Origin of the sequence: Streptomyces sp. NPDC017943, from assembly GCF_044328425.1 — a bacterium.
Lineage (GTDB): Bacteria > Actinomycetota > Actinomycetes > Streptomycetales > Streptomycetaceae > Streptomyces > Streptomyces djakartensis_A.
Window position 1 is genome coordinate 429,941 of record NZ_JBIRHH010000002.1, and the last position, 21,635, is coordinate 451,575.

General features: G+C 74.4%; 24 protein-coding genes. 15 read left to right on the forward strand and 9 right to left on the reverse strand.

Going from position 1 to position 21,635, the window contains the following annotated elements:
- On the reverse strand, positions 1-678 hold a 678-nt coding region (locus ACH4C6_RS06755), incomplete at its 3' end, for a HAMP domain-containing protein (RefSeq protein ID WP_398107431.1).
- Between the two features lie 335 nt (positions 679-1,013).
- Here ACH4C6_RS06755 and ACH4C6_RS06760 point away from each other — a divergent pair.
- On the forward strand, positions 1,014-1,670 hold the full coding sequence (locus ACH4C6_RS06760; protein WP_398107432.1) for a class I SAM-dependent methyltransferase: 657 nt from the start codon (positions 1,014-1,016) through the stop codon (positions 1,668-1,670).
- A gap of 39 nt (positions 1,671-1,709) precedes the next feature.
- Here ACH4C6_RS06760 and ACH4C6_RS06765 read toward each other — a convergent pair whose 3' ends face one another.
- A complete protein-coding gene (locus ACH4C6_RS06765; protein WP_398107433.1) occupies positions 1,710-2,414 on the reverse strand; it encodes a GNAT family N-acetyltransferase in 705 nt (234 codons plus the stop codon).
- A gap of 142 nt (positions 2,415-2,556) precedes the next feature.
- On the opposite strand from ACH4C6_RS06765, the gene ACH4C6_RS06770 reads away from it, so the two are divergent.
- A complete protein-coding gene (locus ACH4C6_RS06770; RefSeq protein WP_398107434.1) occupies positions 2,557-3,162 on the forward strand; it encodes a dihydrofolate reductase family protein in 606 nt (201 codons plus the stop codon).
- Positions 3,163-3,169: 7 nt separating this feature from the next.
- On the opposite strand, the gene ACH4C6_RS06775 is transcribed toward ACH4C6_RS06770, so the two are convergent.
- Positions 3,170-3,808: a 1,4-alpha-glucan branching protein gene (locus ACH4C6_RS06775; protein WP_398107435.1), complete on the reverse strand. Its 639-nt coding sequence runs from the start codon at positions 3,806-3,808 to the stop codon at positions 3,170-3,172.
- A 216-nt stretch (positions 3,809-4,024) separates the two neighbouring features.
- Here ACH4C6_RS06775 and ACH4C6_RS06780 point away from each other — a divergent pair, with 216 nt between their 5' ends.
- The 6 genes from ACH4C6_RS06780 (at position 4,025) to ACH4C6_RS06805 (ending at position 10,053) form a co-directional block, all read left to right on the forward strand.
- A complete protein-coding gene (locus ACH4C6_RS06780) occupies positions 4,025-4,279 on the forward strand; it encodes an EF-hand domain-containing protein (RefSeq protein WP_398107436.1) in 255 nt (84 codons plus the stop codon).
- A 409-nt stretch (positions 4,280-4,688) separates the two neighbouring features.
- On the forward strand, positions 4,689-5,024 hold the full coding sequence (locus ACH4C6_RS06785; protein ID WP_398107437.1) for a hypothetical protein: 336 nt from the start codon (positions 4,689-4,691) through the stop codon (positions 5,022-5,024).
- A gap of 107 nt (positions 5,025-5,131) precedes the next feature.
- Entirely contained in the window at positions 5,132-6,280 is a 1,149-nt protein-coding gene (locus ACH4C6_RS06790; protein WP_398107438.1) for a hypothetical protein, read from the forward strand.
- A 91-nt stretch (positions 6,281-6,371) separates the two neighbouring features.
- Positions 6,372-6,902 carry a (2Fe-2S)-binding protein gene (locus tag ACH4C6_RS06795; RefSeq protein ID WP_398107439.1) on the forward strand — a complete coding sequence of 177 codons (531 nt, stop codon included), beginning with the start codon at positions 6,372-6,374 and terminating at the stop codon, positions 6,900-6,902.
- On the forward strand, positions 6,899-7,903 hold the full coding sequence (locus tag ACH4C6_RS06800) for an FAD binding domain-containing protein (RefSeq protein WP_398107440.1): 1,005 nt from the start codon (positions 6,899-6,901) through the stop codon (positions 7,901-7,903). Before ACH4C6_RS06795 ends, ACH4C6_RS06800 begins: the two co-directional genes overlap by 4 nt.
- Positions 7,900-10,053 carry a xanthine dehydrogenase family protein molybdopterin-binding subunit gene (locus ACH4C6_RS06805; protein WP_398107441.1) on the forward strand — a complete coding sequence of 718 codons (2,154 nt, stop codon included), beginning with the start codon at positions 7,900-7,902 and terminating at the stop codon, positions 10,051-10,053. Before ACH4C6_RS06800 ends, ACH4C6_RS06805 begins: the two co-directional genes overlap by 4 nt.
- A 3-nt stretch (positions 10,054-10,056) precedes the next feature.
- Here ACH4C6_RS06805 and ACH4C6_RS06810 read toward each other — a convergent pair whose 3' ends face one another.
- Positions 10,057-11,640 carry a hypothetical protein gene (locus tag ACH4C6_RS06810; RefSeq protein ID WP_398107442.1) on the reverse strand — a complete coding sequence of 528 codons (1,584 nt, stop codon included), beginning with the start codon at positions 11,638-11,640 and terminating at the stop codon, positions 10,057-10,059.
- 246 nt (positions 11,641-11,886) lie between these two features.
- Here ACH4C6_RS06810 and ACH4C6_RS06815 point away from each other — a divergent pair, with 246 nt between their 5' ends.
- The 3 genes from ACH4C6_RS06815 to tgmB all read left to right on the forward strand — a co-directional run bounded on the left by ACH4C6_RS06815 (position 11,887) and on the right by tgmB (position 13,521).
- The gene (locus tag ACH4C6_RS06815; RefSeq protein ID WP_398107443.1) at positions 11,887-12,198 is read left to right on the forward strand and encodes a YkvA family protein; all 312 of its coding nucleotides are present in this window, start codon (positions 11,887-11,889) and stop codon (positions 12,196-12,198) included.
- Positions 12,199-12,330: 132 nt separating this feature from the next.
- Entirely contained in the window at positions 12,331-12,522 is a 192-nt protein-coding gene (gene tgmA, locus ACH4C6_RS06820; protein ID WP_333933193.1) for a putative ATP-grasp-modified RiPP, read from the forward strand.
- Between the two features lie 15 nt (positions 12,523-12,537).
- Entirely contained in the window at positions 12,538-13,521 is a 984-nt protein-coding gene (gene tgmB / locus ACH4C6_RS06825) for an ATP-grasp ribosomal peptide maturase (RefSeq protein ID WP_398107444.1), read from the forward strand.
- 15 nt (positions 13,522-13,536) lie between these two features.
- Here the strand turns inward: tgmB and ACH4C6_RS06830 are convergent, their stop codons facing one another.
- Both ACH4C6_RS06830 and ACH4C6_RS06835 read right to left on the reverse strand, forming a co-directional pair.
- Positions 13,537-13,740, reverse strand: a complete 204-nt coding sequence (locus ACH4C6_RS06830) for a hypothetical protein (protein WP_398107445.1) — start codon at positions 13,738-13,740, stop codon at positions 13,537-13,539.
- A gap of 150 nt (positions 13,741-13,890) precedes the next feature.
- Positions 13,891-14,361, reverse strand: a complete 471-nt coding sequence (locus tag ACH4C6_RS06835) for a hypothetical protein (RefSeq protein ID WP_398107446.1) — start codon at positions 14,359-14,361, stop codon at positions 13,891-13,893.
- A gap of 200 nt (positions 14,362-14,561) precedes the next feature.
- Between ACH4C6_RS06835 and ACH4C6_RS06840 the strand changes: the two genes are divergently transcribed.
- On the forward strand, positions 14,562-15,533 hold the full coding sequence (locus tag ACH4C6_RS06840; RefSeq protein ID WP_398107447.1) for a GlxA family transcriptional regulator: 972 nt from the start codon (positions 14,562-14,564) through the stop codon (positions 15,531-15,533).
- Between the two features lie 44 nt (positions 15,534-15,577).
- On the opposite strand, the gene ACH4C6_RS06845 is transcribed toward ACH4C6_RS06840, so the two are convergent.
- Positions 15,578-15,829 carry a DUF5133 domain-containing protein gene (locus tag ACH4C6_RS06845; protein ID WP_398107448.1) on the reverse strand — a complete coding sequence of 84 codons (252 nt, stop codon included), beginning with the start codon at positions 15,827-15,829 and terminating at the stop codon, positions 15,578-15,580.
- A gap of 446 nt (positions 15,830-16,275) precedes the next feature.
- Here ACH4C6_RS06845 and ACH4C6_RS06850 point away from each other — a divergent pair, with 446 nt between their 5' ends.
- Positions 16,276-16,506, forward strand: a complete 231-nt coding sequence (locus tag ACH4C6_RS06850; protein ID WP_333933201.1) for a hypothetical protein — start codon at positions 16,276-16,278, stop codon at positions 16,504-16,506.
- Positions 16,507-16,576: 70 nt separating this feature from the next.
- The gene (locus ACH4C6_RS06855) at positions 16,577-16,990 is read left to right on the forward strand and encodes a VOC family protein (RefSeq protein WP_398107449.1); all 414 of its coding nucleotides are present in this window, start codon (positions 16,577-16,579) and stop codon (positions 16,988-16,990) included.
- A gap of 50 nt (positions 16,991-17,040) precedes the next feature.
- Here the strand turns inward: ACH4C6_RS06855 and helR are convergent, their stop codons facing one another.
- Positions 17,041-19,200: an RNA polymerase recycling motor ATPase HelR gene (helR, locus tag ACH4C6_RS06860; RefSeq protein ID WP_398107450.1), complete on the reverse strand. Its 2,160-nt coding sequence runs from the start codon at positions 19,198-19,200 to the stop codon at positions 17,041-17,043.
- Positions 19,201-19,403: 203 nt separating this feature from the next.
- Here helR and ACH4C6_RS06865 point away from each other — a divergent pair, with 203 nt between their 5' ends.
- Complete coding sequence (locus tag ACH4C6_RS06865) at positions 19,404-20,303, forward strand: Gfo/Idh/MocA family protein (protein WP_398107451.1); 900 nt, start codon at positions 19,404-19,406, stop codon at positions 20,301-20,303.
- Positions 20,304-20,380: 77 nt separating this feature from the next.
- Here the strand turns inward: ACH4C6_RS06865 and ACH4C6_RS06870 are convergent, their stop codons facing one another.
- The gene (locus ACH4C6_RS06870; protein WP_398107452.1) at positions 20,381-21,277 is read right to left on the reverse strand and encodes a GNAT family N-acetyltransferase; all 897 of its coding nucleotides are present in this window, start codon (positions 21,275-21,277) and stop codon (positions 20,381-20,383) included.
- Positions 21,278-21,635 lie beyond the last annotated feature (358 nt).

Below are 21,635 nucleotides of genomic sequence, written 5' to 3' on the forward strand. Positions count from 1 at the left end.
GCGCGCGTCCACGGTGATCTTCTGGGACAGGTCGCCCTCGGCCACCGCCGTGGTGACCTGTGCGATGGAGCGGACCTGGCTGGTGAGGTTGCCCGCCATGTGGTTCACGGAGTCGGTGAGGTCCCGCCAGACGCCCGCCACGCCCGGCACTTGCGCCTGGCCGCCGAGGCGTCCCTCGCTGCCGACCTCGCGGGCCACGCGCGTGACCTCGTCCGCGAACGCCGACAGCTGGTCGACCATCGTGTTGACGGTCTCCTTCAGCTGCAGGATCTCGCCGCGCGCGGGCACGTCGATCTTCTGGGACAGGTCGCCCTTGGCGACCGCGGTGGCCACCTGGGCGATGTCCCGGACCTGGGTGGTGAGGTTGCCCGCCATGGCGTTGACCGAGTCGGTCAGGTCGGCCCAGGTACCCGAGACGCCCGGCACCTCGGCCTGGCCGCCGAGCGTCCCCTCGGTGCCGACCTCACGGGCGACACGGGTCACCTCGGACGTGAAGACGGACAGCTGGTCCACCATGCCGTTGAAGACCTTGGCGATGTCGCCCATGAGGCCGTCCGCGTCGTCCGGCAGGCGGGTGCCGAAGTCACCGTCCCGTACGGCCGTCAGGCCGGCCAGCAGGCGCCGCAGCTCCTGGTCGCCCGGCACAGCGTCGACGACCCCCGTGCTGTCGCTGGTCATGCGCACCCTCGTTCCGCTCCCCGGGAGCCCTCACAGCCGAGGACTCGGAACCACCCTGTGCCGGACCGACGGCTCGGCTGTCGTGCTCCGCCCCACGGTCACGTACGTGTGTGTGATGTGGAAATACGCCGCAGGTTAACCCACGTTTCACGACCTGAACAAAGCGCGGGTGGGCACCGGGAGCGGGCCGGCCGCGCCGCTGCGGCAGCGAGCGGCGACGGGGTGGCCGGCAGGGCGACGTGCCGCCCGGTGGCCGCGGGGAGGCGCTCTTGTCCGCGGCTGCGCTCCGGTGGAACGATGCCCGGCACCGTATCGCCCCACCCGGAGGGACCGTCGTGACCGATCAGCAGGAACGCCCCCGGCCCGGCGCCGTGTTCGACGCGCTGGGCAGCGCCTACGAGGCGGCGTTCGCCGGGTCGCCGGCGCACCGGCGCTCCCTGGAATGGCTCCTGGAGCGGCTCGCGCCGGGCAGCCGTGTGCTGGACGTGGGCAGCGGGACGGGGGTGCCGACCGCGCGGACGCTGGCGTCGGCCGGACACGAGGTGCTCGGCGTCGACGTCTCCCCCGTCATGGTCGAGCTGGCGGCCCGTCAGGTGCCCGCCGCGTCCTTCCGGTGCGCCGACATCCGTGACGTACCACTCCCCGACGGTGCGTTCGACGCGGTCTGCGTGTACTTCTCGCTGCTCCAGATGTCCCGCGCGGAGCAGGCCGACGTGGTGGAGCGGCTGGTGCGGGCGCTGACCCCGTCGGGTCATCTGGTCCTGGCCACCGTGCCGATCGACCTGGAGGACGTCGAGGGCGTGTTCATGGGGCACCCCGTGCGGGTGAGCAGTTTCGGCGCGCAGGACTTCACCGCGCTGGCGCAGGAGGCCGGCCTGGAGGTGCTGGACAGCGAGGAGATCCTGTTCACTCCCGAGCACCCGGACGCGCAGCCGGAGCCGCATCTGTTCCTGCACTGCCGTCGGCAGCCGGCCGCCGCCCGGGCGGAGTGACGGGGTGGCGGGGCGGCGCGGGAGCCGGCCCGCGGCGCCTCAGGGGGTACGGAACCCGCGGAACGTCACCGGTCTGCGGGTGGTGAACCCGAGCCGTTCGTAGAGGGCGATCGCAGCGGTGTTGGCCTCGGCCACGTGCAGGAAGGGACGTTCGCCGCGGGCCAGGATCCGGGTGACGAGCGCCCGGATCAGACGGGCCGCGCAGCCGCGTCCCCGCGCCTCGGGTGCCGTGCACACGGCGCTGATCTCCGTCCAGCCGGGGGGCCGCAGCCGCTCCCCCGCCATCGCCACCAGGGTTCCGTCGTCGCGGAGGCCCAGATAAGTGCCGAGTTCGCGGGTGCGGGCCCGGAAGGGCCCCGGCCGGGTCCGCTCGACGAGGGCGAGCATGTCGGGCACGTGCCCCGCGCCCAGTTCGACGACGCCGGGGTCGGGCGCGCCGAGGGGTCCCGGGTCGTCGGCCCCCGTCCAGATCATCTGGCGGCCTTCGAGGACGAAGACCGGGGGCCAGTCGGGCGGCGGCAGGACGGGACAGCCGAACATGTCGGCGAACGCGCCCCCGCCCAGCAGTGCGGCGAGGTCGTCCCACGCGGCGGCACCCGTCCCGGCCGACACCGCGGAGAACGTCGCGACGTCCGGCACATAGGTGACGGCACCGCCCAGCCGCCGAGCGAGATGCGCGTGGTGACCGTGGAGCGACGCGGTGACGGGATCGTCGAGTACGGCCGTGTCCCCGGGACCCGTCATCGTGCTGCGCCCCTCCTGCCCTGGAGCGGGCCGGCCCGGCGGACCGGCCCCGTGTCGGCGGATGCCGGGGATCCATCGTAGTCAGCCGATGAGTTCCCTCCGTCCGCGCGGTCCTTCCCTCGACACGAAGGGAGAACGCATCATGCGCAAGGTAGTCATCTGCACGTTCCTGTCGCTGGACGGCGTCATGCAGGCACCCGGTGGTCCGGACGAGGACACCGGGAGCGGCTTCGAGCACGGCGGCTGGCAGAAGCCGGTGTCCGACGAGGAGGTCGGCGCGGCCGTCGTCGGCTGGTACGAGCGGTCGGACGCGCTGCTGCTCGGCCGCAGGACGTACGACATCTTCGCGGCGTACTGGCCGGCCGCCGACCCCGCCGACCCGTTCACCGGGCGGATGAACGGGATGCGCAAGTACGTGGCGTCGCGGACCCTGACCTCCGTGGGATGGGAGAACTCCACGCTGCTCCAGGGCGAGGTCACCGACGCCGTGCGCGAGCTGAAGACCTCGGAGGGAGGTGACATCAACGTCGTCGGCAGCGGCGACCTCGCCCAGACGCTCATGCAGCACGGCCTGGTCGACGAGTACCGGCTGACCATCCATCCGGTGATCATCGGCAGCGGGAAGCGCCTGTTCGCCGGCGGAGCGGTTCCCACCGCCCTGGAACCGGTCCGCGTCTCGACGACGAAGAGCGGCACCGTCGTCGGTGTCTACCGGCCGAGCGGCGAGCCGGGTCACGACAGTTACTAGGCGTGCCTCACAGGGTGACGATCGGGCCCCGGACCCGGTCGCCCTCGACGGTGCGCCACACGGCGGTGACACGGCCCGCCGCCTGCCGCTCCGCGAGCGGGGAGCCGTCCTCCGGCCGCAGGACGCGGTGCAGGCGCAGCACCGTGCCCCGGGGCGAGGCGAGGAGGGTGCCGTCCCGGTCGTCGGTGGCGGTGAGGTCGGTGGGCAGGGGGCCTTCGCCCGTGAAGGAGACACCGACCTCGTGGTCGGGGGTGTCGCTGGCGTCCTGGTCCTGGGCCTGCGCCCGGCCCTCGATCAGGGCCGGCAACCGGTCGAGCAGCACCGGGTCGTGGCAGCCGTCGTAGGCCCAGCGCGGTCCGAGCACGCCGTGCTCCATGGTGCCGACGAGCGCGTGCCCGGCGCCGTCGAGGGGAGCGCCGCGGTAGGTGAGGGGCACGAGGTAGGTGACCGGTCCGGCGCCGGAGGTGTCGGTGACCACCAGGAACTCGATACCGACCTCGCCCCGGGGGTCGTCCAGCCGGAACCCGCCGGCCCGGGACAGGTGCGGGGTGCCCGGTCCGCCCCGGTACCAGGGGCGGGAGGGCAGCCACCCGGTCAGCAGCTCCAGTTTGGTCGGCTTGAGCTCGGTCTGGTGGACGACGGCCATGGTCTGGGGTCCTTCCGGTGACGCCGCTGCGTTTCCTGACACCTTCGCATTCCGCGGGTGCCGGAGGGGCGCTGTCCCGGCCCGCACCGGCTGCGGGGGGGGGACGGACCGGGCGCGGGCTTCCCCGGGGTCGGCGCAACCCCGGCCGCGCGCCGGACGTCCTCCCGTCAGAGCAGGACGGACCGACCGCCTGCCGGAGACACGACGGGGACGAGGATGAGCGAGAAGGGCCGCGCCCTGTTCGAGGCGCTGGATCTCGACCAGGACGGGATGCTCACCCGCGAGGAGGTGATCGTCGCGCTGCGCAGGAAGGGACCCTCCCTCGCGGCCTCGGGCGTGCTGCCGCTGTGGGGCGTGCAGGACGCCGAGGCCTCGTCCGCGCTGTTCGACACGGCGGACCAGAACGGCGACGCGGTCCTGACCGTCGAGGAGTTCACGGCGGTCGTGGACCGCCGCTTCGGCTGGAGCTGACGCCGCCGTCCACCCCGTGCCGGCCCGGGACCCCGCCGCTTCGTGCCGCCGTCCCGATCAGGCCGGAGCCGGGGCCGGGCCGACCAGTTCGGTGAGGACGTCCTCCCTCGTGACGAACCCGATCACCTTGCCCCCTTGCGCCTCCTGTGGGCGGGTCCGGCCGTCCGGCCCGGCGGGCAGGGCACGCCCCGGTGCGGATGGTGGGCGGGCCCTGCCCGTGCGGACCATTCTGGGGACCGGCGGGGCGCACGGCCATGGGTGAGACCGTCCGGTGTGTGCGCGCCGCGCACACCCCGCGCGCGGGACATCGCTGCGGTGCGCCCGGGCTCCGGCCCGGGCGCACGGCCCGCCTCGCATCGCGCCGCCGCGGACCCACATGGCACGACTCGGCATGGGTACGCGGTCCGGCATGACCGAGGAAAACAAGGAAAACACTCCAGAACGCAACGACCGGACCCGTGAGGTGGAGCAGGCGGAGGAGGAGCGCGCCGCCGCACGCCCCTTCAGCTACCCCCACCCGGAGCGGCGCGCGGGTGTGCGCGCCACCCGTCACATCAGCCGCGAGGAAGCCGACGCGGACAGCGTCCCCGGCGTGCCCGGCGGCTACGGCACCACCGGCGGCGGCCAGGCGGGCGGTCGCGCCGCGCCGCGACCGGGCGGTGAGGACACCGCCGAGGAGTCCGGCGTGACCGGCGTCGTCCCGGGAGGCACGCCGCAGCCCGACCGGGAGGGTGAGGACTCGTAGACACGTACGTCAACAGGGCGCCCGGCCCGGTGCGACCCCGGGTGGCACCCGCCGGTCCGCGGCGACGATACTGGCAGCCGCACGTGCCCCCGTTCCCAGATGGACTCATGCCGACCTCCTCCCCCGCCCGTTTCCCGACCCCCGCCACGGTGTGGCCGGCACGCGGCCGGCACCCGCAGGGCGACGCGCCGGACGTGCTCCGCCGATCGTTGCAGCAGCGCAAGGACAGCGGGGCGATCGACGACTTCCTCGAACTGCCCGACGACCCGGCGGCACCGGGCGAGAAGGTGTTCCAGGCCCGCTGGCGGGCCGGAGCCGACGTGACCGTGCGCGCCCGGATGAGCGTGCGCACCGGCCCGGACGACGGGCCGGGGCAGGAGTGGATGCTGATCGCCGAGGCGGAGCAGCCGTGGGACCACGCGTGGCCCTCCCCGACCGGCCTGTTCTGGCCGCAGGAGCCGGAGACCGCCTGGGACCGGGACGCCGCCGTCCGCCTGTCGACGGGCGGGATCAACCCGCTGCCGGAGGACGACAAGGAGACCCGCCGGCTGCTGCGGAACGCGGTGCGCGGCGGCTGGCACATCCACGTGGTCGTGCACGAGGCGATGACCACCGGCGAGCACGGCCGGGTCCCGCTGGCCAGGTGGCTGCCGCCGGGGCTGCGCCACCGCGTGGTGGAGCACCGCGCCGCCCCGCAGCAGCACCGCGGCCTGAACTGGGCCCTGCGCGACCTCGGGGTGCAGGTGCCGCGCGGCGGCGCCGTGGTGCTGCCCTCCGGCCCCGCCCCGGAGGGCTACGCGGCGGAGGACTTCTCCGTGCGGGCCGTGTACCTCGACGGCTCGGAGCCGGTCGACCTGGTCCACGCGGTGAGGCGGTTCGCCGCCCTGCCGGCGCCCCTCCCGGACGACGCCTTGCCGGCCCTCACCGCCCTGCGGGAGGACTGGCACCTGCTGACGGTCCACGAGGAGCTGGAGCGTCAGCGCGGCCTGGTGGCCATGTACGCCGAGGCCCTGGAGGCCATGACCACCTCACGCGACCTGTACCGCGAGGCGGCCGAGCGCGCCCACGAGGCGCTGGCGGCCTACCAGGAGGCCGGCGAGGTCCCCGCCCCGCGCCGGGAGCCGTCGCAGGCACCGGTCGCCTCCCCGTTGCAGCAGCTCACCCGGACCCTGGAGCGCTTCAAGCCCCGTCGTCCGGCCGCCGCGCCCCAGGACGACGAGGGTGCGCGACCGGAGCGGGCGACGTCCCGGTCCTGAGGTCTCTTCCCGGGCACGGGTGTCAGCCGGGCCCTCCTGGATACGTGGTGCGTACGGCAGTACGCCCCGCCCCGGGAAGGTCCTCCACGACATGGGCAATCAGCGACACCACTCCCCGACCACGCTCCGCGTCAACGGCAAACCCCACACGCTCACCGTCGACCACCGGCGGGTCCTGCTCGACCTCCTGCGCGAGGACCTCGGCCTCACCGGGGCGAAGAAGGGCTGCGACCACGGCCAGTGCGGCGCCTGCACCGTCCTGGTCGACGGGCGGCGCGTCAACAGCTGCCTGCTGTTCGCGGTGGCCCTCGACGGATGCGAGGTCACCACCGTCGAAGGGCTCGGCGCCGACGGTGAGGAACCGCACCCCTTGCAGCGGGCCTTCGTGGAACGCGACGCCTTCCAGTGCGGCTACTGCACCCCGGGGCAGCTCTGCTCCGCGGCCGGGATGCTCACCGAGGCGGCCGCCGGCCATCCCTCGCACGTCACCGACCCGGCGGTGCCCTCGGGCGAGCCGGTGGCGCTGGACCGGGAGGAGATCCGGGAGCGGCTGAGCGGCAACCTGTGCCGGTGCGGCGCCTACCCGCGGATCGCCGAGGCCGTCGAGGACGTGATCCCGTGAAGGAGTTCGCCTACGTCCGCGCCGGGAGCGTCGAGGAGGCGACCGCCGCGTACGCCTCCCACAGCGGCGCACGCTACCTGGGCGGCGGGACCAACCTCGTCGACCTGATGAAGCTCGGCGTCGAGACGCCCGCCGCGCTCGTCGACGTCACCCGGCTGCCCCTGGACACGGTGGAGGAGCTGCCGGACGGTGCGCTGCGGATCGGGGCCACCGTCCGCAACAGCGACCTCGCGGCCCACCCGCTGGTGCGCGACCGGTACCCGGCACTGTCCCAGGCGGTGCTCGCGGGCGCCTCCGGCCAGCTGCGCAATGCGGCGACCACCGGTGGCAACCTCCTCCAGCGCACCCGCTGCCCGTACTTCCAGGACCTGTCCAAGCCGTGCAACAAGCGCGAGCCCGGCACCGGCTGCGGCGCGCGGGACGGCGTCCACCGGGACCACGCCGTGCTCGGGCACTCGCAGCACTGCATCGCCACCCACCCGTCGGACCTGGCGGTGGCCCTCGCCGCCCTCGACGGGCGGGTCGAGCTGCACGGGCCCGAGGGCGCCCGCAGCCTCCCGGCCGCGGAATTCCACCGGCTGCCCGGGGACCGGCCCGAGCAGGACACCGAGATCCTCCCCGGTGAGCTGATCACCGGCGTGGTGCTGCCCGCCGCCACCGCCGGGCTCGCCTCGGCCTACCGCAAGGCCCGCGACCGGGCCTCCTACGCCTTCGCCCTCGCGTCCGTCGCGGCGGTGCTGCGGGTGGAGGACGGAGTGGTCGCGCAGGCCGGCCTCGCCTTCGGGGCGCTGGCGCACCGGCCCTGGCGGGCCCGGCGGGCGGAGGAGGCGCTCGTGGGGGCCGCCCCGACCGCCGCCGCGTTCGAGCACGCCGCCGACCTGGAACTGTCCGCCGCGCAGCCGCTGCGCGACAACGCCTACAAGGTGCCGCTGGCCCGGAACCTCGCCGTGGACGTGCTGTCCCGGGTGGCGGACGCGGCGCTCGCGAGGAGGACCTCATGACCGGCAGCCTGGGCGCCCCCGCCGCACGCCTGGAGGGGTACGCGAAGGTCGGCGGCACCGCCCGCTACGCCGCCGAGTTCCCGCTTCCCGGCCGGGCCCACGCCTGGCCGGTGCCGGCGGCCGTCGCGCGCGGCCGGGTGACGGGCGTCGGCACGGACGCCGCCCTGGCCGTGCCGGGAGTGCTCGCCGTCCTCAGCCACGAGAACGCGCCGCGGATCGCGGAGCCCGACGACGCCACCCTCGCCGTGCTGCAGAGCCCGCACGTCCCCCACCGCGGCTGGTTCGTGGCCCTGGTGGTCGCCGAGACCCTGGAGGCGGCCCGGGCCGGAGCCGCCGCCGTCCGCGTCGACTACGCCGCCGAGGCGCACGACGTGGTGCTCAGCGAGACGCACCCCGGCGCGTACGTGCCGGAGAACGCCAACGCCGGCAACCCCGCCGTGCGCGAGCAGGGCGACCCCGGCAGGTTCGCCTCGGCACCCGTCACGGTGGACGTCGCCTACCGGGTGCCGCCCCTGCACAACCACCCGATGGAGCCGCACGCCAGCACCGCCCACTGGGAGGACGGCCGGCTCCTCGTGCACACCTCCAGCCAGGGCACCAACGCCGTGCGCGCCGCGCTCGCCACGCTGTTCGACCTGCCGGAGGAGCGGATCACCGTCACCGCCGAGCACGTCGGCGGCGGTTTCGGCTCCAAGGGCACACCGCGGCCGGACGTGGTGCTGGCCGCGATGGCCGCCCGGCACACGGGACGGCCCGTGACGCTGGCCCTGCCGCGCCGGTACCTGCCGGCCGTCGTCGGCCACCGCGCCCCCACGCTGCACCGGCTGCGGCTCGGCGCCGGCACGGACGGCCGCCTGGCGTCCCTCAGCCACGAGGTGACGACCCACACCTCCCGCGTCAAGGAGTTCGTCGAGCAGGCGGCGGTCCCCGCGCGGGTGATGTACGCCTCCGCCCACCTGCGCACCGCGCACCGGGTCGTGGCCCTGGACGTGCCGTCCCCGTCGTGGATGCGGGCACCGGGCGAGGCACCGGGCATGTACGCGCTGGAGTCCGCCGTGGACGAACTCGCCGATGCCCTCGGCATGGACCCGATCGAGCTGCGCGTGCGCAACGAGCCCGACGTCGAGCCCGACAGCGGCATGCCGTTCAGCAGCCGGCACCTGGTGGAGTGCCTGCGCGAGGGCGCCCGGCGCTTCGGCTGGGCCGGGCGCGACCCCCGCCCGGGCGTCCGGCGGGAGGGCCCGCTGCTGCTGGGGACGGGCGTGGCCGCGGCGACCTACCCGGTCATGGCGGCACCCTCCACCGCGGCGGCCCGCGCCCTGCCCGGCGGGACCTTCGAGGTGCGGATCAACGCCACCGACATCGGCACGGGCGCCCGTACCGTGCTCGCCCAGGTGGCCGCCGACGCGCTCGGGGTGCCGCTGGAACGGGTGCGCGTCGACATCGGCTCCACGGACCTGCCGTCGGCCCCGCTGGCCGGCGGGTCGTCCGGCACCGCCTCCTGGGGCTGGGCCGTCCACGAGGCCTGCACCGCCCTGGCCGGGCGGCTGGCGGAGCACACCGGGCCGCTGCCCGAGCAGGGCCTCGACGTCCGGGCGGACACCCAGGGCACGGCGGACGCCGAGCCCGACCGGGCGCGGCACGCCTTCGGGGCGCACTTCGCGGAGGTCGCCGTCGACACCGTCACCGGAGAGGTCCGGACCCGCCGGCTGCTCGGGGTGTACGCCGCCGGGCGCATCCTCAACGCCCGGACCGCTCGCTCCCAGTTCGTCGGCGGCATGACGATGGGGCTGGGCATGGCGCTGACCGAGGGCAGCACGATGGACGCGGAGTTCGGCGACTTCACCGAGTCGGACCTGGCGTCGTACCACGTGCCCGCGCACGCCGACGTGGCCTCGGTCGAGGCGCACTGGCTCGACGAGGAGGACTCCTTCCTCAACCCCATGGGCAGCAAGGGGATCGGCGAGATCGGCATCGTGGGCACGGCGGCGGCGATCGGCAACGCGGTGCACCACGCCACCGGCGTCCGCCTCCGCGAACTCCCCCTCACACCGGACCGGGTGCTGGCCGGCCTGCTCGGCCACCGTACGCCGGACGCGGGCGGGACCGGGTCCGCGGTGAGCGGATCCGGTCCCGTCCGGACGGCGTAGGGCCTACTCCGCGGGGGCGCCCGCCTCGGCCGGCGCGGCCGTCCACTGCCGGGCCGCGATGGGCGCCAGCACGCGGAAGACCAGGGCGACGAGGGACAGCAGCGCCGCGCAGACGGCGACCGCGGCGGCGAGCCACGGCGGGGCGAGGGCCAGGTCCACGGCCCGGGACAGCGACGCGGAGGGGAAGGAACTCCCGTACGCCTGGGCCCCGGCCAGCACCGTGGGCACGAGCACCGCCCCGGCCAGCACCAGCGCCACCGGGCGCAGGGCCAGCAGCAGCGCGAGCACCGTGCACAGCACCGACAGGCCGAGCGCGAACGCGTGCATCCGCAGCGACGCGTCCCCGCGGTCGAGCGGGAAGTGGACCACGGCGCAGGCGGCCAGGGCCAGGGCGGCGAGCCAGCCCGACCAGGACACGTACCGGCCGAGCCGGTCCGCCGCACGCTCCTCGCGCGGAGCCTCGGGCATCCGGGGCGCCGCGGCGGCCGCCTGGGCGCGCGCCGCGCGGCGGCTCGCCCTCGCGGGCCTGGCGGGAGCCGGTTCGCCGCCCGTGCGGGACGGCTCGGCGGGCCTGCGGCCCTCGCGGTCCAGGCGTTCGAGGCCCAACCGGTCGATAAGTTCGACCAGTTCGCCGACGGACCGGCCGGTGGCGGCCGCGCGCAGGGCCTCCTCGCGGACGTGGGACTCCTGCGGCTCCTTGTGCAGCAGGGTGACCAGCCGGGTGACCTCCTCCACCGGGCGGTGGGCGGCGGCGGCCCGGATGGCCTCGTCCGCGCAGTCCGCGTCGCGCGGCGGCTTCGTCAGCAGCGCGATGAGCCGGGAGACGTCCTCCACGGGCCGGGTCACCCCGGCCGTGCGCAGCGCGTCGACCTTGGCCTGCGTGTGGTCGGGCGACTCCTCCAGCGAGGTGATGAGGTCGACGACCTCCTCCAGCGGCCGGTCGGCGACGGCGGCGTGCACGAGGTCGCTGACCGCGTCCCCGTAGGGGGCACCGCCCACCGGGCCCGTGCCGGGCCGGAGTTCGACCGGGTTGTCGTCGAGGGAGCGGATGACGAACGGCCGGGGGCGCGGTTCGCCGGCCTCCTCGGCGCCGGGTGCCGGCTGCTGCGCCGCCTCGTGCGCGGCGGCGTCGGGCTCGGCGGACGGCCGGTCCGGCACGGCCGCGGGCCGATGCTCCGGGTCGGCCCGGACCGTCCCGTCGGCTGGGGAAGGAGGTGCCTCCGCCGGGTCGAACCAGTCCTGGCCGGGGGGCGCGGGGGGCGCAGGGGGCGCCGGTGGCGGGTCGGGCAGGTCGGTCCGGTCCACGCCCGGCGGGGCGGCGGCACCCGGCTGGGCGTGCGCGTCGGCCGCCGGCTGCGCGGGCGCGGCCGGGTGGAAACCCGGGGGCACGGGCGGCGGGGCCGGGTAGCCGGCCGGCGGCGGTCCGTACGCCCCGTACGGGCCGGGCGCGGGCTGCTGCACGCTCGTCTGCGGAACCCGGTACGCGCCGGTGGCGGCAGTGGTCTCGGCGGACGGCTGGGCGGGCCCGTTCGGCTCGCTGGGTATGGCAGGTTCGTTCGGCCGGGGTGATGAAGAGCAGGTGGTCATACTCGCCTCCGTGGGAAGAGTGCGGCCGCTCCTGCGCCCCCCGTCGTGTGACGAGCGACGTTACGTGGACCATTACTAGGCGCCCGTGTCACGCGGTGCCACTCGGGTGGGCCACCGGGATGACCCCGCGCGCGGGGAGGCCCGCCGAGGGGCCGACATGTCGGGCTCGGGCGCAATACAGGCGCCGGAAACGGGAATCCAGGAAGGGACACCCCGTGTCGCGGCATGCCTTGAGGAGGGCGACCCGTGGAGACGACCACACTGGTGATCATTCTGGCCGCTGTGCTCGCGGCCGTCGTCCTGGCCGTCGCCGTCGGCGTTCTCGTGCGACTGGTGCGGACCCGGCGCGATCTGCGGCGCGCGGGGCTGCCCGCGGGTCCGCGCTGGGTCTTCTGGGGTGCGCTGCTGTATTTCGTGCTGCCCGTCGACCTGGTGCCCGATCCGGTGTACCTGGACGACATCGGTGTTCTGCTCCTTGCTCTGCGCACTGTCCGCGGCTCCCTCGGCGAACGGGAGCGCAGTACGGATCACCGGCCGGACCGGCTTCCGGCCCGATGACTACGGAAAGTAAGGAAACCAACCACCCGTTCGATTCGTATAAGTCTCTGGAAGCCGATTCCCGTCGGCGGAGCGGGCGTTCACGCCCCTGCTGCGCCGACCGGTCGGCGCAGCACCGACGAGGGAGAGACGATGCAACCGTTCGCGCTCAACTACGCGCGCCCGGCAGTGGAGTTGGACGCTGCCATTCCGTACGTGTACGACGCCGGACAGCAGTTGAACGTGCTCCGTGACGGCCGGGTCGCCGCCTGCGACTTCGCCCTGCTGCGGGAGTTCGGCACCACGACGTCCACCGCCGGTTCCAAGACGCACTTCGACGACTGATCACGGGCCGCGAAGATGACCGTACTGATCCTCACCTGTGAGGAGGACGTCACCGCGGACATGGTGGTCGTCCACCTGAACGCGACGGGGGTCCCGGTGGTCCGGATCGACCCCGCCGACCTGACCCGCGGCGTGGCCCTGTCGGGTGAGTACGTCCACGGCCGGTTCCGCGGCCATCTGTCCGCCGGGGGGCGGCTGGTGAGTCTGGCCGGGCTGCGGTCGGTCTGGGTGCGCCGTCCCGGCACTCCGGCCGGGAACGCCGACCACCCGTCCGCCTGGCTGACCGAGGAGGCCTCCCAGGCTCTCTACGGCATGCTGCGGGGTACGAACGCGCGCTGGATGAACGATCCGGACGCGGCCCGCCGGGCCCGGCACAAGCCCTGGCAGCTGCGGCTGGCCCAGCAGTGCGGCCTGCCGGTTCCGGCGACGCTGATCACGACGTTCCCGCGCGCCGCCCGGGAGTTCGCCGAGCGCTATCCGGATCTGGTGGTGAAGCCGGTGTCGGGCGCGCATCCGCAGGATCCGCCCCGGGCGGTGCCGACCAGCCGGGTCGCACCGGACACGGACTTCGCCGCCGTCGCGTTCGGGCCGACGCTGCTGCAGCGGCGGATCGGCAAGCGGGCCGACATCCGGCTGACCGTGGTCGGCGAGCGGATGCTGGCCGCCCGCATGGAGACGGCGCGGGACGCCGATCCGGACGAGGTCGACGTGCGGTTCGCGGCGCCGGGCTCGCCGTGGCGTCCCGTGGAGGTGCCGGCGTTCATCGGGCCGGGCGTCGAGGCGTACATGCGTGAGGCCCGACTGGCGTACGGGGCCTTCGACTTCGCCGAGGACGCGGACGGCGACTGGTGGTTCCTGGAGTGCAACCAGTCGGGTCAGTTCGGGTTCGTCGAGGTGGAGACGAACCAGCCGATCGCCCGCAGCATCGCCGAGTGGCTGGCGCGCCCGCTCCCCGTCGTGCCGTCGCAGTTCAACGGCTCGTCCACGACGGTCCGTTGACGCCGGGCCGGGGGATCACTGGGGGCGCGGGCCCGGCAGCATGCCCGCGCGCTGCCAGCCCATGCCCGGGGAGTGGGGCCGGTCGTAGCCGAGGGACTGCGAGGGCCGCATGACCAGCTCCAGTTCCCTGCTCACACGTTCGGCCTCACGGCGCACCTGTCCGGGGACGTCGCCGCGCTCCGCGATGAGTCGGTCGTAGATGGGGGAATCCTGGAACACCCGTCAACGTGCCTTTCTGCTCGTCGGCTCCGTACGGGGCCGAGACTGCGAGTGTAGGCGGCGGGGAGTCCCGGAGTGTGAATTCCGGGGGATGACTTGACGCAGACCGGACATCCGTGACGGGCGAACGCCCGGGCCCGCGACGGAACATCAGGCTCCGGTGGTGGATCCCGGCCGGACGATCATCAGGACGGTGACCGTCGCCCAGAGCAGGTTGAAGATCCCCGTGAACATGGCGAGCTGCACGGTGTCGCCGTGCTCGACGGCCTGCTCGCCCCGGAGTCTGCCGAGGAGTTCCTCCTGGCGCGGCAGGACGAAGGCGAGCAGGACGCCCGCGGCCGCGGCCGTCAGCGCGATGGAGGTGACGAGCCATCCGCTGCCCAGGACGCCCATGGCGGCACCGGTGGCGAGGCCGAGCACCGGGACGGTCAGGCCGACGGCGGCGTACACGCGGCAGATGCGGTGCAGCAGCGCGACGGTACCGACCGCGGCCGTGGCGGGGCCGCCGGCGACCGGCACGGCGCGGCGGGCGGCCGGCGGGAACATGCTGGCCGCGACGGTCACGGGACCGATGGCGACGATGGCGGCCAGGACGTGGAGAGACAGCAGGATCTTGGTCACCGGGACTCTTTCCATGGGTGCGATCAACGGTGCCGGGTCCACGCTAGGCAGCGCGGCCGTGATCGCCCAGGGGCCGGAACGACAGCTTCCCACGGATTCCCGCCAACACCACCGACCTGGAGCTTCGCCAGGTGACCGGCTGCGGACGCCGCCCGGCCTGGTCGTGCACGGGTGGCGGGAATCCGCCTAGGGTGGCCGTCATGCACTCCGTGGCGATCCTGGTTCTCGACCGAGTGGTGCCGTTCGACATGGCGGCTCCGCAGCAGACGTTCGCCTGGACCCACCTGCCGGACGGGCGGCCCGCCTACCGGGTGCGGCTGTGCGCGGAGACACCGGAGGTGCGCGCCGACGGCGGTTACACCCTGCGCGTCGAGCAGGGTCTCGAGGCGCTGGCGGAGGCCGACACCATCATCGTGCCGGGCTGCTCACCGCAGGCCGACCCGCCGTCCGCCCGGGTGCTGGCGGCGCTGCGGGAGGCGGCGGCGGCCGGTACGCGCATCGCCTCGGTGTGCGTCGGGGCCTTCGTGCTGGCGGAGGCCGGCCTGCTCGACGGGCTGCGCGCCACGACGCACTGGGTGGCCGCGGCCGAACTGGCCCGCCGGTTCCCCGCGGTCGAGGTGGAGCCGGACGTGCTGTACGTCGACAACGGGCAGATCCTCACCTCGGCCGGGGCGGCCGCCGCGCTGGACCTGTGCCTGCACATGGTCCGCCGGGACTGGGGGTCGGCGGTCGCGGCGAACATCGCCCGGATGTCGGTCATGCCGCTGGAACGGGAGGGCGGGCAGGCCCAGTTCATCGTGCACGCGCATCCGCCGGTGCCCCGCGGGTCGGCGCTGGAGCCGGTGCTGGAGTGGATCGAGGACCACCTGGCGCACGAGGTGACACTGGCCACACTGGCGGCGCGGGCGGGGATGAGCGAGCGCACCTTCAGCCGCCGCTTCCGCGAGCAGACGGGCACCACTCCCCTGCAATGGCTGTTGCGGGCGCGGGTGCGGCGGGCGCAGTACCTGCTGGAGAACACCGACCACTCCGTGGAGAGGATCGCGCGCCAGGCCGGGTTCGGCTCGCCCACGGCGTTCCGGGAGCGGTTCCGCAAGGTGGCGGGGACCACACCGTACGCGTACCGCACGGCGTTCCACGGGAAGACCACCGCCCCGGCGGTCCCTTCCTAGGGCCGCCGGGGCGGGACATCCGGTGCCGTCGTCCCTCGCCGCTGTCAGCCCACCAGCTTCAGGCCGTTGTCCCCGTCCGCGTCCGCCGCGTCGGGCCTGCCCTCGGTGAGCAGCAGGACATCCGCCTTCGCGATGGCATCGCTGATGTCGGACGTCCCCATCATCACGCACAGCGTGTAGCTGACGTCGTCCAGTTCGCGTGCCGCCGTCGGCACGTGCCTCTCCGCCTGAGCGATCCTCAGCGACGCGTACCGCGTCAGCAGCTCCCTGACGATCTTCCGGTCCGGTACCAGCACGTAAGCGCCCCTCTCTCTTTCCGACGCGTATGCCCGAACCGCACACATCCATTCACACGTTTTTCGCACCTGGGGCGGATATGACGAGAACTGATCGGATGCGCAGGGGGCCGGCTGAGCCGGCCGTCGTCCGGGACCACCGTCGACAGGCCGCGGACCACGACGAACACCGGGCGCCCGCGCGGCGGCCGCAGCGCCGCGGGGACTCGTCCTCCGATCCGTGGCCCAGGATGACCGAAGGAGGGCGGGTCATTTCGGTCAAGGCCGTAGCCCGCCCTCCGGTTGCCGTGTGCGAGGGCGAAGGGTCCCGGCAGACATCGGGCGGCGTCCGGCTCCGCCCGTTCCCGCGGCGCCGGGTGTGAGGCCGGCGGGGCCGCCGGCGGACTGCTACCGCTTCCGGGTGCCATCGAGCTGCGAACCGGCCGTCCCGGGGGCATGGTGGGGCTATGGACGGTCAACCCCCTGTGGTCGTACAGCCGCCCGCGACGGACGGCGGACGGCTGGTGACCATCCGCGGCGAGAGCAAGGGCGTCGCCTACAGCCTGTTCGACGTGCTCGACCTGGTGCACCGCGAGGGCCTGCCCACCACCGACACGGCCGTGGACGACACCGAGCTGATCGAGTGGCGGGGCGGCGGCCCGTACGACTGGAACAGCGGGGCGGCCGAGGAGAGCTGAGCCGCCGTACGGCGGTCGGTGCCGTACGCTGCCCGAAAAGGGTCTTTCATCCCCTTTCGGGAGGTTTCTCATGGTGACGCGTCTCAACCCGTACCTCACCTTCAACGGCGAGGCCCGGCAGGCGATGGAGTTCTACCAGGAGGTCTTCGGCGGCACGCTGGACCTCAACAGCTACGGCGCCTTCGGCCAGGCGGACGCCCCGAACGCCGACAAGATCATGCACGGCATGCTGCAGACCCCGAGCGGCTTCACCCTGATGGGCGCCGACAACCCGCCCGGCATGGAATCCGCACAGGGCAGCCCCTTCTCGGTGAGCCTGAGCGGCGACGACGAGGCCGAGCTGCGCGGCTACTGGGAGAAGCTGTCCGAAGGCGGCTCGGTGGCGGTCCCCTTGGAGAAGCAGATGTGGGGCGACGTGTTCGGCATGTGCACGGACCGCTTCGGCGTCCCGTGGATGGTCGACATCAGCGGATCCGAGGGCTGAGCCGCGCTGCCGTGGGCCCGGTCACCGGACCCCCGGCAGCGCCTGACGGGTCAGGAGCCGGTGAGGACGACGAGCTGCTGCGTCGCCCTGGTCATGGCGACATAGCGGTCGACCGCTCCCCCGGTGCCCGCGCCCTGCCGCTCCGGGTCGACCAGCACCACGAGGTCGAACTCCAGCCCCTTGGACAGCTGCGGGGTCAGCGACCGCACTCGGGAGGACGCCGGCCGGAACGCCGGGTCGCCGATGACGCAGACGGTCCCCTCGGGGTGGGCCTCCAGCCAGGTGCCGAGGATCGGTTGCAGCTCCGCGGTGGACCCGTGCCGGACGGGGACCCCGCCGCGGCGGACGGACACCGGCACGTTGGCGTCCGGCAGCACCGCGCGGATGACCGGCTCCGCCTCCGCCATGATCTCCTCGGGCGTGCGGTAGTTGATGCTCAGCGTCGCCGTCTCGATCCGGTCCAGGCCGACCCGCCGCAGCCTCTCCCGCCACGACTCGGCGAAGCCCTGCCGGGCCTGGGCGCGGTCCCCGACGACGGTGAAGCTGCGGGAGGGGCAGCGGTGCAGCAGCATCTGCCATTCGGCGTCGGTCAGTTCCTGCGCCTCGTCGACGACGATGTGCGCGAACGGCCCGGCGAGCCGGTCCGGGTCGGCGGTGGGCAGGGCGCTGTCGTCGACGAGGGAGTCGCGCATGTCCTGCCCGTGCAGCATCACCAGCACCCCCTCGCCGTCGTCGTAGGTGTGCGCGTGCAGCAGGTCGTCCACGACGTCGGCCATGCGCTCCCGCTGTGCTGCCAGGGCCGCCTCCCTGCGCCGCTCGCGCCGGGACGCGTGCGGGTCGCCGAGCCGCCGGCGTGCCGCGTCGAGGAGCGGCAGGTCGGACACGGTCCAGGCCCGTGGGTCCTGCCGTTGCAGCGTGCGCACCTCGTCCCGGCCGAGCCAAGGTGCGCACAGCCGCAGGTAGGCGGGGACCGACCACAGGTCGCCGACCACGTCCGTCGCCTCCAGGACGGGCCAGGCCCGGGCGAAGGCCCCGGCCAGCTCGCGGTCCCTCGCCAGGTGCGTGCGCAGCACCTCGGCCGCGACGTCGCCGCCGTGGCGGCCGGCCAGGATCGTGAGCAGTTCCTGCCAGACCTGCTCCCGTGCCTCGTTGTGCGGCGTGCCGGGTTCCGCCGCGTCGAACGCGGCGGCCCAGTCGTCGGCGCCCACGTGGACGTCGGTCCACGGTGTGGTCACCGTCAGGGCGCCGGTGGGCGGCTCCTCGTAGAAGCGGACGGCTGTCTCGACGGCCCGCACCATCTCCGCTGAGGCCTTCAGCCGGGCCGCCTCCGGGTCGCTCTCCTCCCCCGCCGTGGCCCCCTCGTCGACCAGGTCGCGCAGGATGCAGGTCTGCACGCCCTCCTCGCCGAGGCTGGGCAGGACGTCGGAGACGTACGCCAGGTAGGGCCGGTGCGGGCCGACGAACAGGACGCCGCCCCGGCGGTGCCGGGCCAGTCGCGGGTCGGAGTGGAGCAGGTAGGCGGCGCGGTGCAGGGCCACGACGGTCTTGCCGGTGCCGGGGCCGCCGTCGACGACGAGGGCGCCGCGCGAACCGGCGCGGATGACGGCGTCCTGGTCGGCCTGGATCGTGCCGAGCACGTCCCGCATCCGGGGTGAGCGGTCGGCGCCCAGGCCGGCGATGAAGGCGGACTGGTCGTCGAGCGCGGCGTGGCCGCCGAGGGCGTCCGGGGAGAACACCTCGTCCCAGTAGTCGCCGATGCGGCCCCGGGTCCAGCGATAGCGGCGGCGGGCGGCCAGGCCCATGGGGTGGGCGTGGGTGGCGCCGAAGAACGGTTCGGCGGCGGGGGAACGCCAGTCGACCAGCAACCGGCGCCCCTCGCTGTCCGTGAGGCCGAGCCGCCCGACGTACACGGTTCCCGAGCCGTCGTCGGCGACCATGCGCCCGAGGCACAGGTCGAGGCCGAAGCGCCGCAGGGCGCGCAGCCGGACGGTCAGCCGGTGGATCTCGGCGTCCCGGTCCATGGCCTGGCGGCCCTTGCCGCCGGGCGCCCTGCGCTCGGCCTCCAGACGCTCGGTCAGCTCGGCGATCGACTGCTCCAGGCACTGGGCGAGGGCGGTGAAGTGGCGCTCGTCGTCGGCGATCAGTTCCGGTCGGGCCTTGTGTGCGAGGCGGTCGGGGAGATCGAAGGCGCTCGTGGTCGCAGGGGTCACGTCATGCTCCCGTTTCCGCAGGTCATCGGCTCAGGCCGGACATTGTGCGGGAAGCCGGGGGCCTTGCCGCAAGGCCCCCCGTGCGCTATACCTTGAGAGTGGCGAGGAGAGGACTCCTCGCCTTTTCCGTTGCCCGCCCCTCCCCTCGGCCGCCCGTCCGCGTGTGTCAGGCTCTCCTTCCAGGCACTGGGAAAGGCGGCGGCATGCGCATAGGACTGCTCGGCACCGGACCATGGGCGCAGATGGCCCACGCACCCGCTCTGAGCGGGCACGACGGGCTGGACTTCGCCGGCGTGTGGGGCCGTTGCCCGGAGGCGGCGAAGGAACTGGCGCAGCGGCACGGTGTGCGGGCCTACGACGACGCGGACGAGCTGTTCGCCGACGTGGACGCGGTCGCCGTGGCACTGCCCCCCGAGGTGCAGGCCGCCCTGGCGGTGCGGGCGGCGCGGGCCGGGTGCCATCTGCTGCTGGACAAGCCCCTCGCGCCGACGGTGGAGCAGGGGCGGGCCGTGGTCGAGGCGGCGCGGGCGGCCGGCGTGGCCTCGGTCGTGTTCTTCACGACCCGCTTCCAGCCGGAGCCGCGGGCGTGGATCGAGGAGCAGGCGGCGGTGCCGGGCTGGTTCACGGGCCGCGCGCAGTGGCTCGGGGCGGTCTTCACCGGTGAGAGCCCCTTCGCGACGCCGTGGCGGCGGGAGAAGGGCGCGCTGTGGGACGTGGGCCCCCACGCCCTGTCGGTGCTGCTTCCGGTACTGGGCGACGTGCGGCGCGTGACGGCGGCGGCGTACGGGCCCGGGGACACGGCGCACGTCGTCCTCGACCACACCGGTGGCGCCTCCAGCACCCTCACGCTCAGTCTGACGGCGCCGCCCGCCGCGGCCGGTGCCGCCGTGGAACTGCGCGGCGAGGCGGGCGTGGCGCTGCTGCCGGAGAGCTCCGACGGCGCGGTGCCCGCCCTGCGGCGCGCCGCGGACGCCCTGCGCGCCGCGGCGCGGACCGGCCGTCCCGACCCGTGCGACGCGGCGTTCGGCCTGCGCGTCACCGAAATCCTCTCGGAGGCACAGGAGTTGCTCGACGGCGACTCGCTCCCGGCTGCCGCCGGCTGAGGATCCCGCCGTGAGCGGGGAGTGCGCCCGGGTGAACACGGCCCGGGCGCACTCCCGTTCCTTGCCCGGCAGGTCCGTCAGGCAGTGCGCGGCGGATCGAAGTTGAGCCGCTCCTTCACGATCGGATAGCCGGCCTTGGCGAAGTGGGCTGCCATCGGGGCGTTGCCCCGGTCGGTGGCGGCCGCGACGAACTGCGCACCGCGCTCGACGAGGAAGTGCGTGCACTCGGCGAGGAGGTCGTAGGCGTAGCCGTGCCCCCGCTGTTCGGGCAGGACGCCGATGAAGCCGACGCACGGGCCGGACGGGTTGTGCGCCGGGATGTGGATGCCGGCCGGCTCGCCCTCGGCGGTGTGGGCCACCTGCCACCACTCGCGCGGTGACGGGCACCAGTGGAAGAAGTCGAGCTCCTCCTGCGCCGCCCGGTCGAGTCCGCCCTGTTCGATCGCCTTCAGCGCGTGGGCGTCGAGAGTGGCGGAGTGGATGCGGCGCAGCGCGTCGAAGAAGACGGCGTCGTCCGGTTCGGCCCGGAAGGTGAGGCGCCCGGGCCGCTCGGGCAGGCCGTCGGCGGGCGTCCAGCGGTACAGCAGGCGTTCGACCAGCAGCTCGTAGCCGGCCCGGCGGGCGGCGGTGGCACGGGTCCGGGCCGCGGCGCGCAGGGCGGGATCCTCGCGCCAGCCGGCGGGCAGGTTCACCTCCAGTTCGACCTGCCAGGGCGCCGAGCGCAGCAGGGCCGCGCCCGCGTCCTCCTCGCCCTCGGCCACGTCGAACCAGTTGACGTTGAGGGGGTGCGTGTCGTCGGGGCCGCCCCACCAGGCGCCGCGGGCGACGACCCGGCCGTCGCGCAGGGCCACCCGCTTCCAGTCGGGGCGGTGCCGGGTGCGCCGGTGGCCCTCCCGGGCGCCCAGCGGGTCGGGCAGGGAGTCGAAGAGTGCGGCGTCGCTCGCGTCGAGCGCGCGGATGACCAGGTCGGTCATGGATGTCCTCCGGGACGATGCTGCGTGGAGCGCTCCCGGGGATCAGTCACTGCACGCCGGGACCACGGGGAGGGAGCGCGGGGTCGATGTGAACAGCACGGCTCTGCCCTCCTTCCGCTGGTCTCGGGGCGTGGTGCGGGCCACGTTACGCACTCGCATCCGGGGCGTCCACCGCATTACGACGAAGCTCAAGTGGCCCTTAAGAGCGGCTCAAGGGAGCCTCATCAGCCCCAAGTGCTGCCTGCTTTCACGGGATTTCCCCAGGGGACGGGTTGGCCGCCCGGCGGCGCGTCCGTAGCATCCGGTGCCGAGAACGGGCATGAGAGCGCTCTCATGCCGACCCGTACCACAGGAGGCC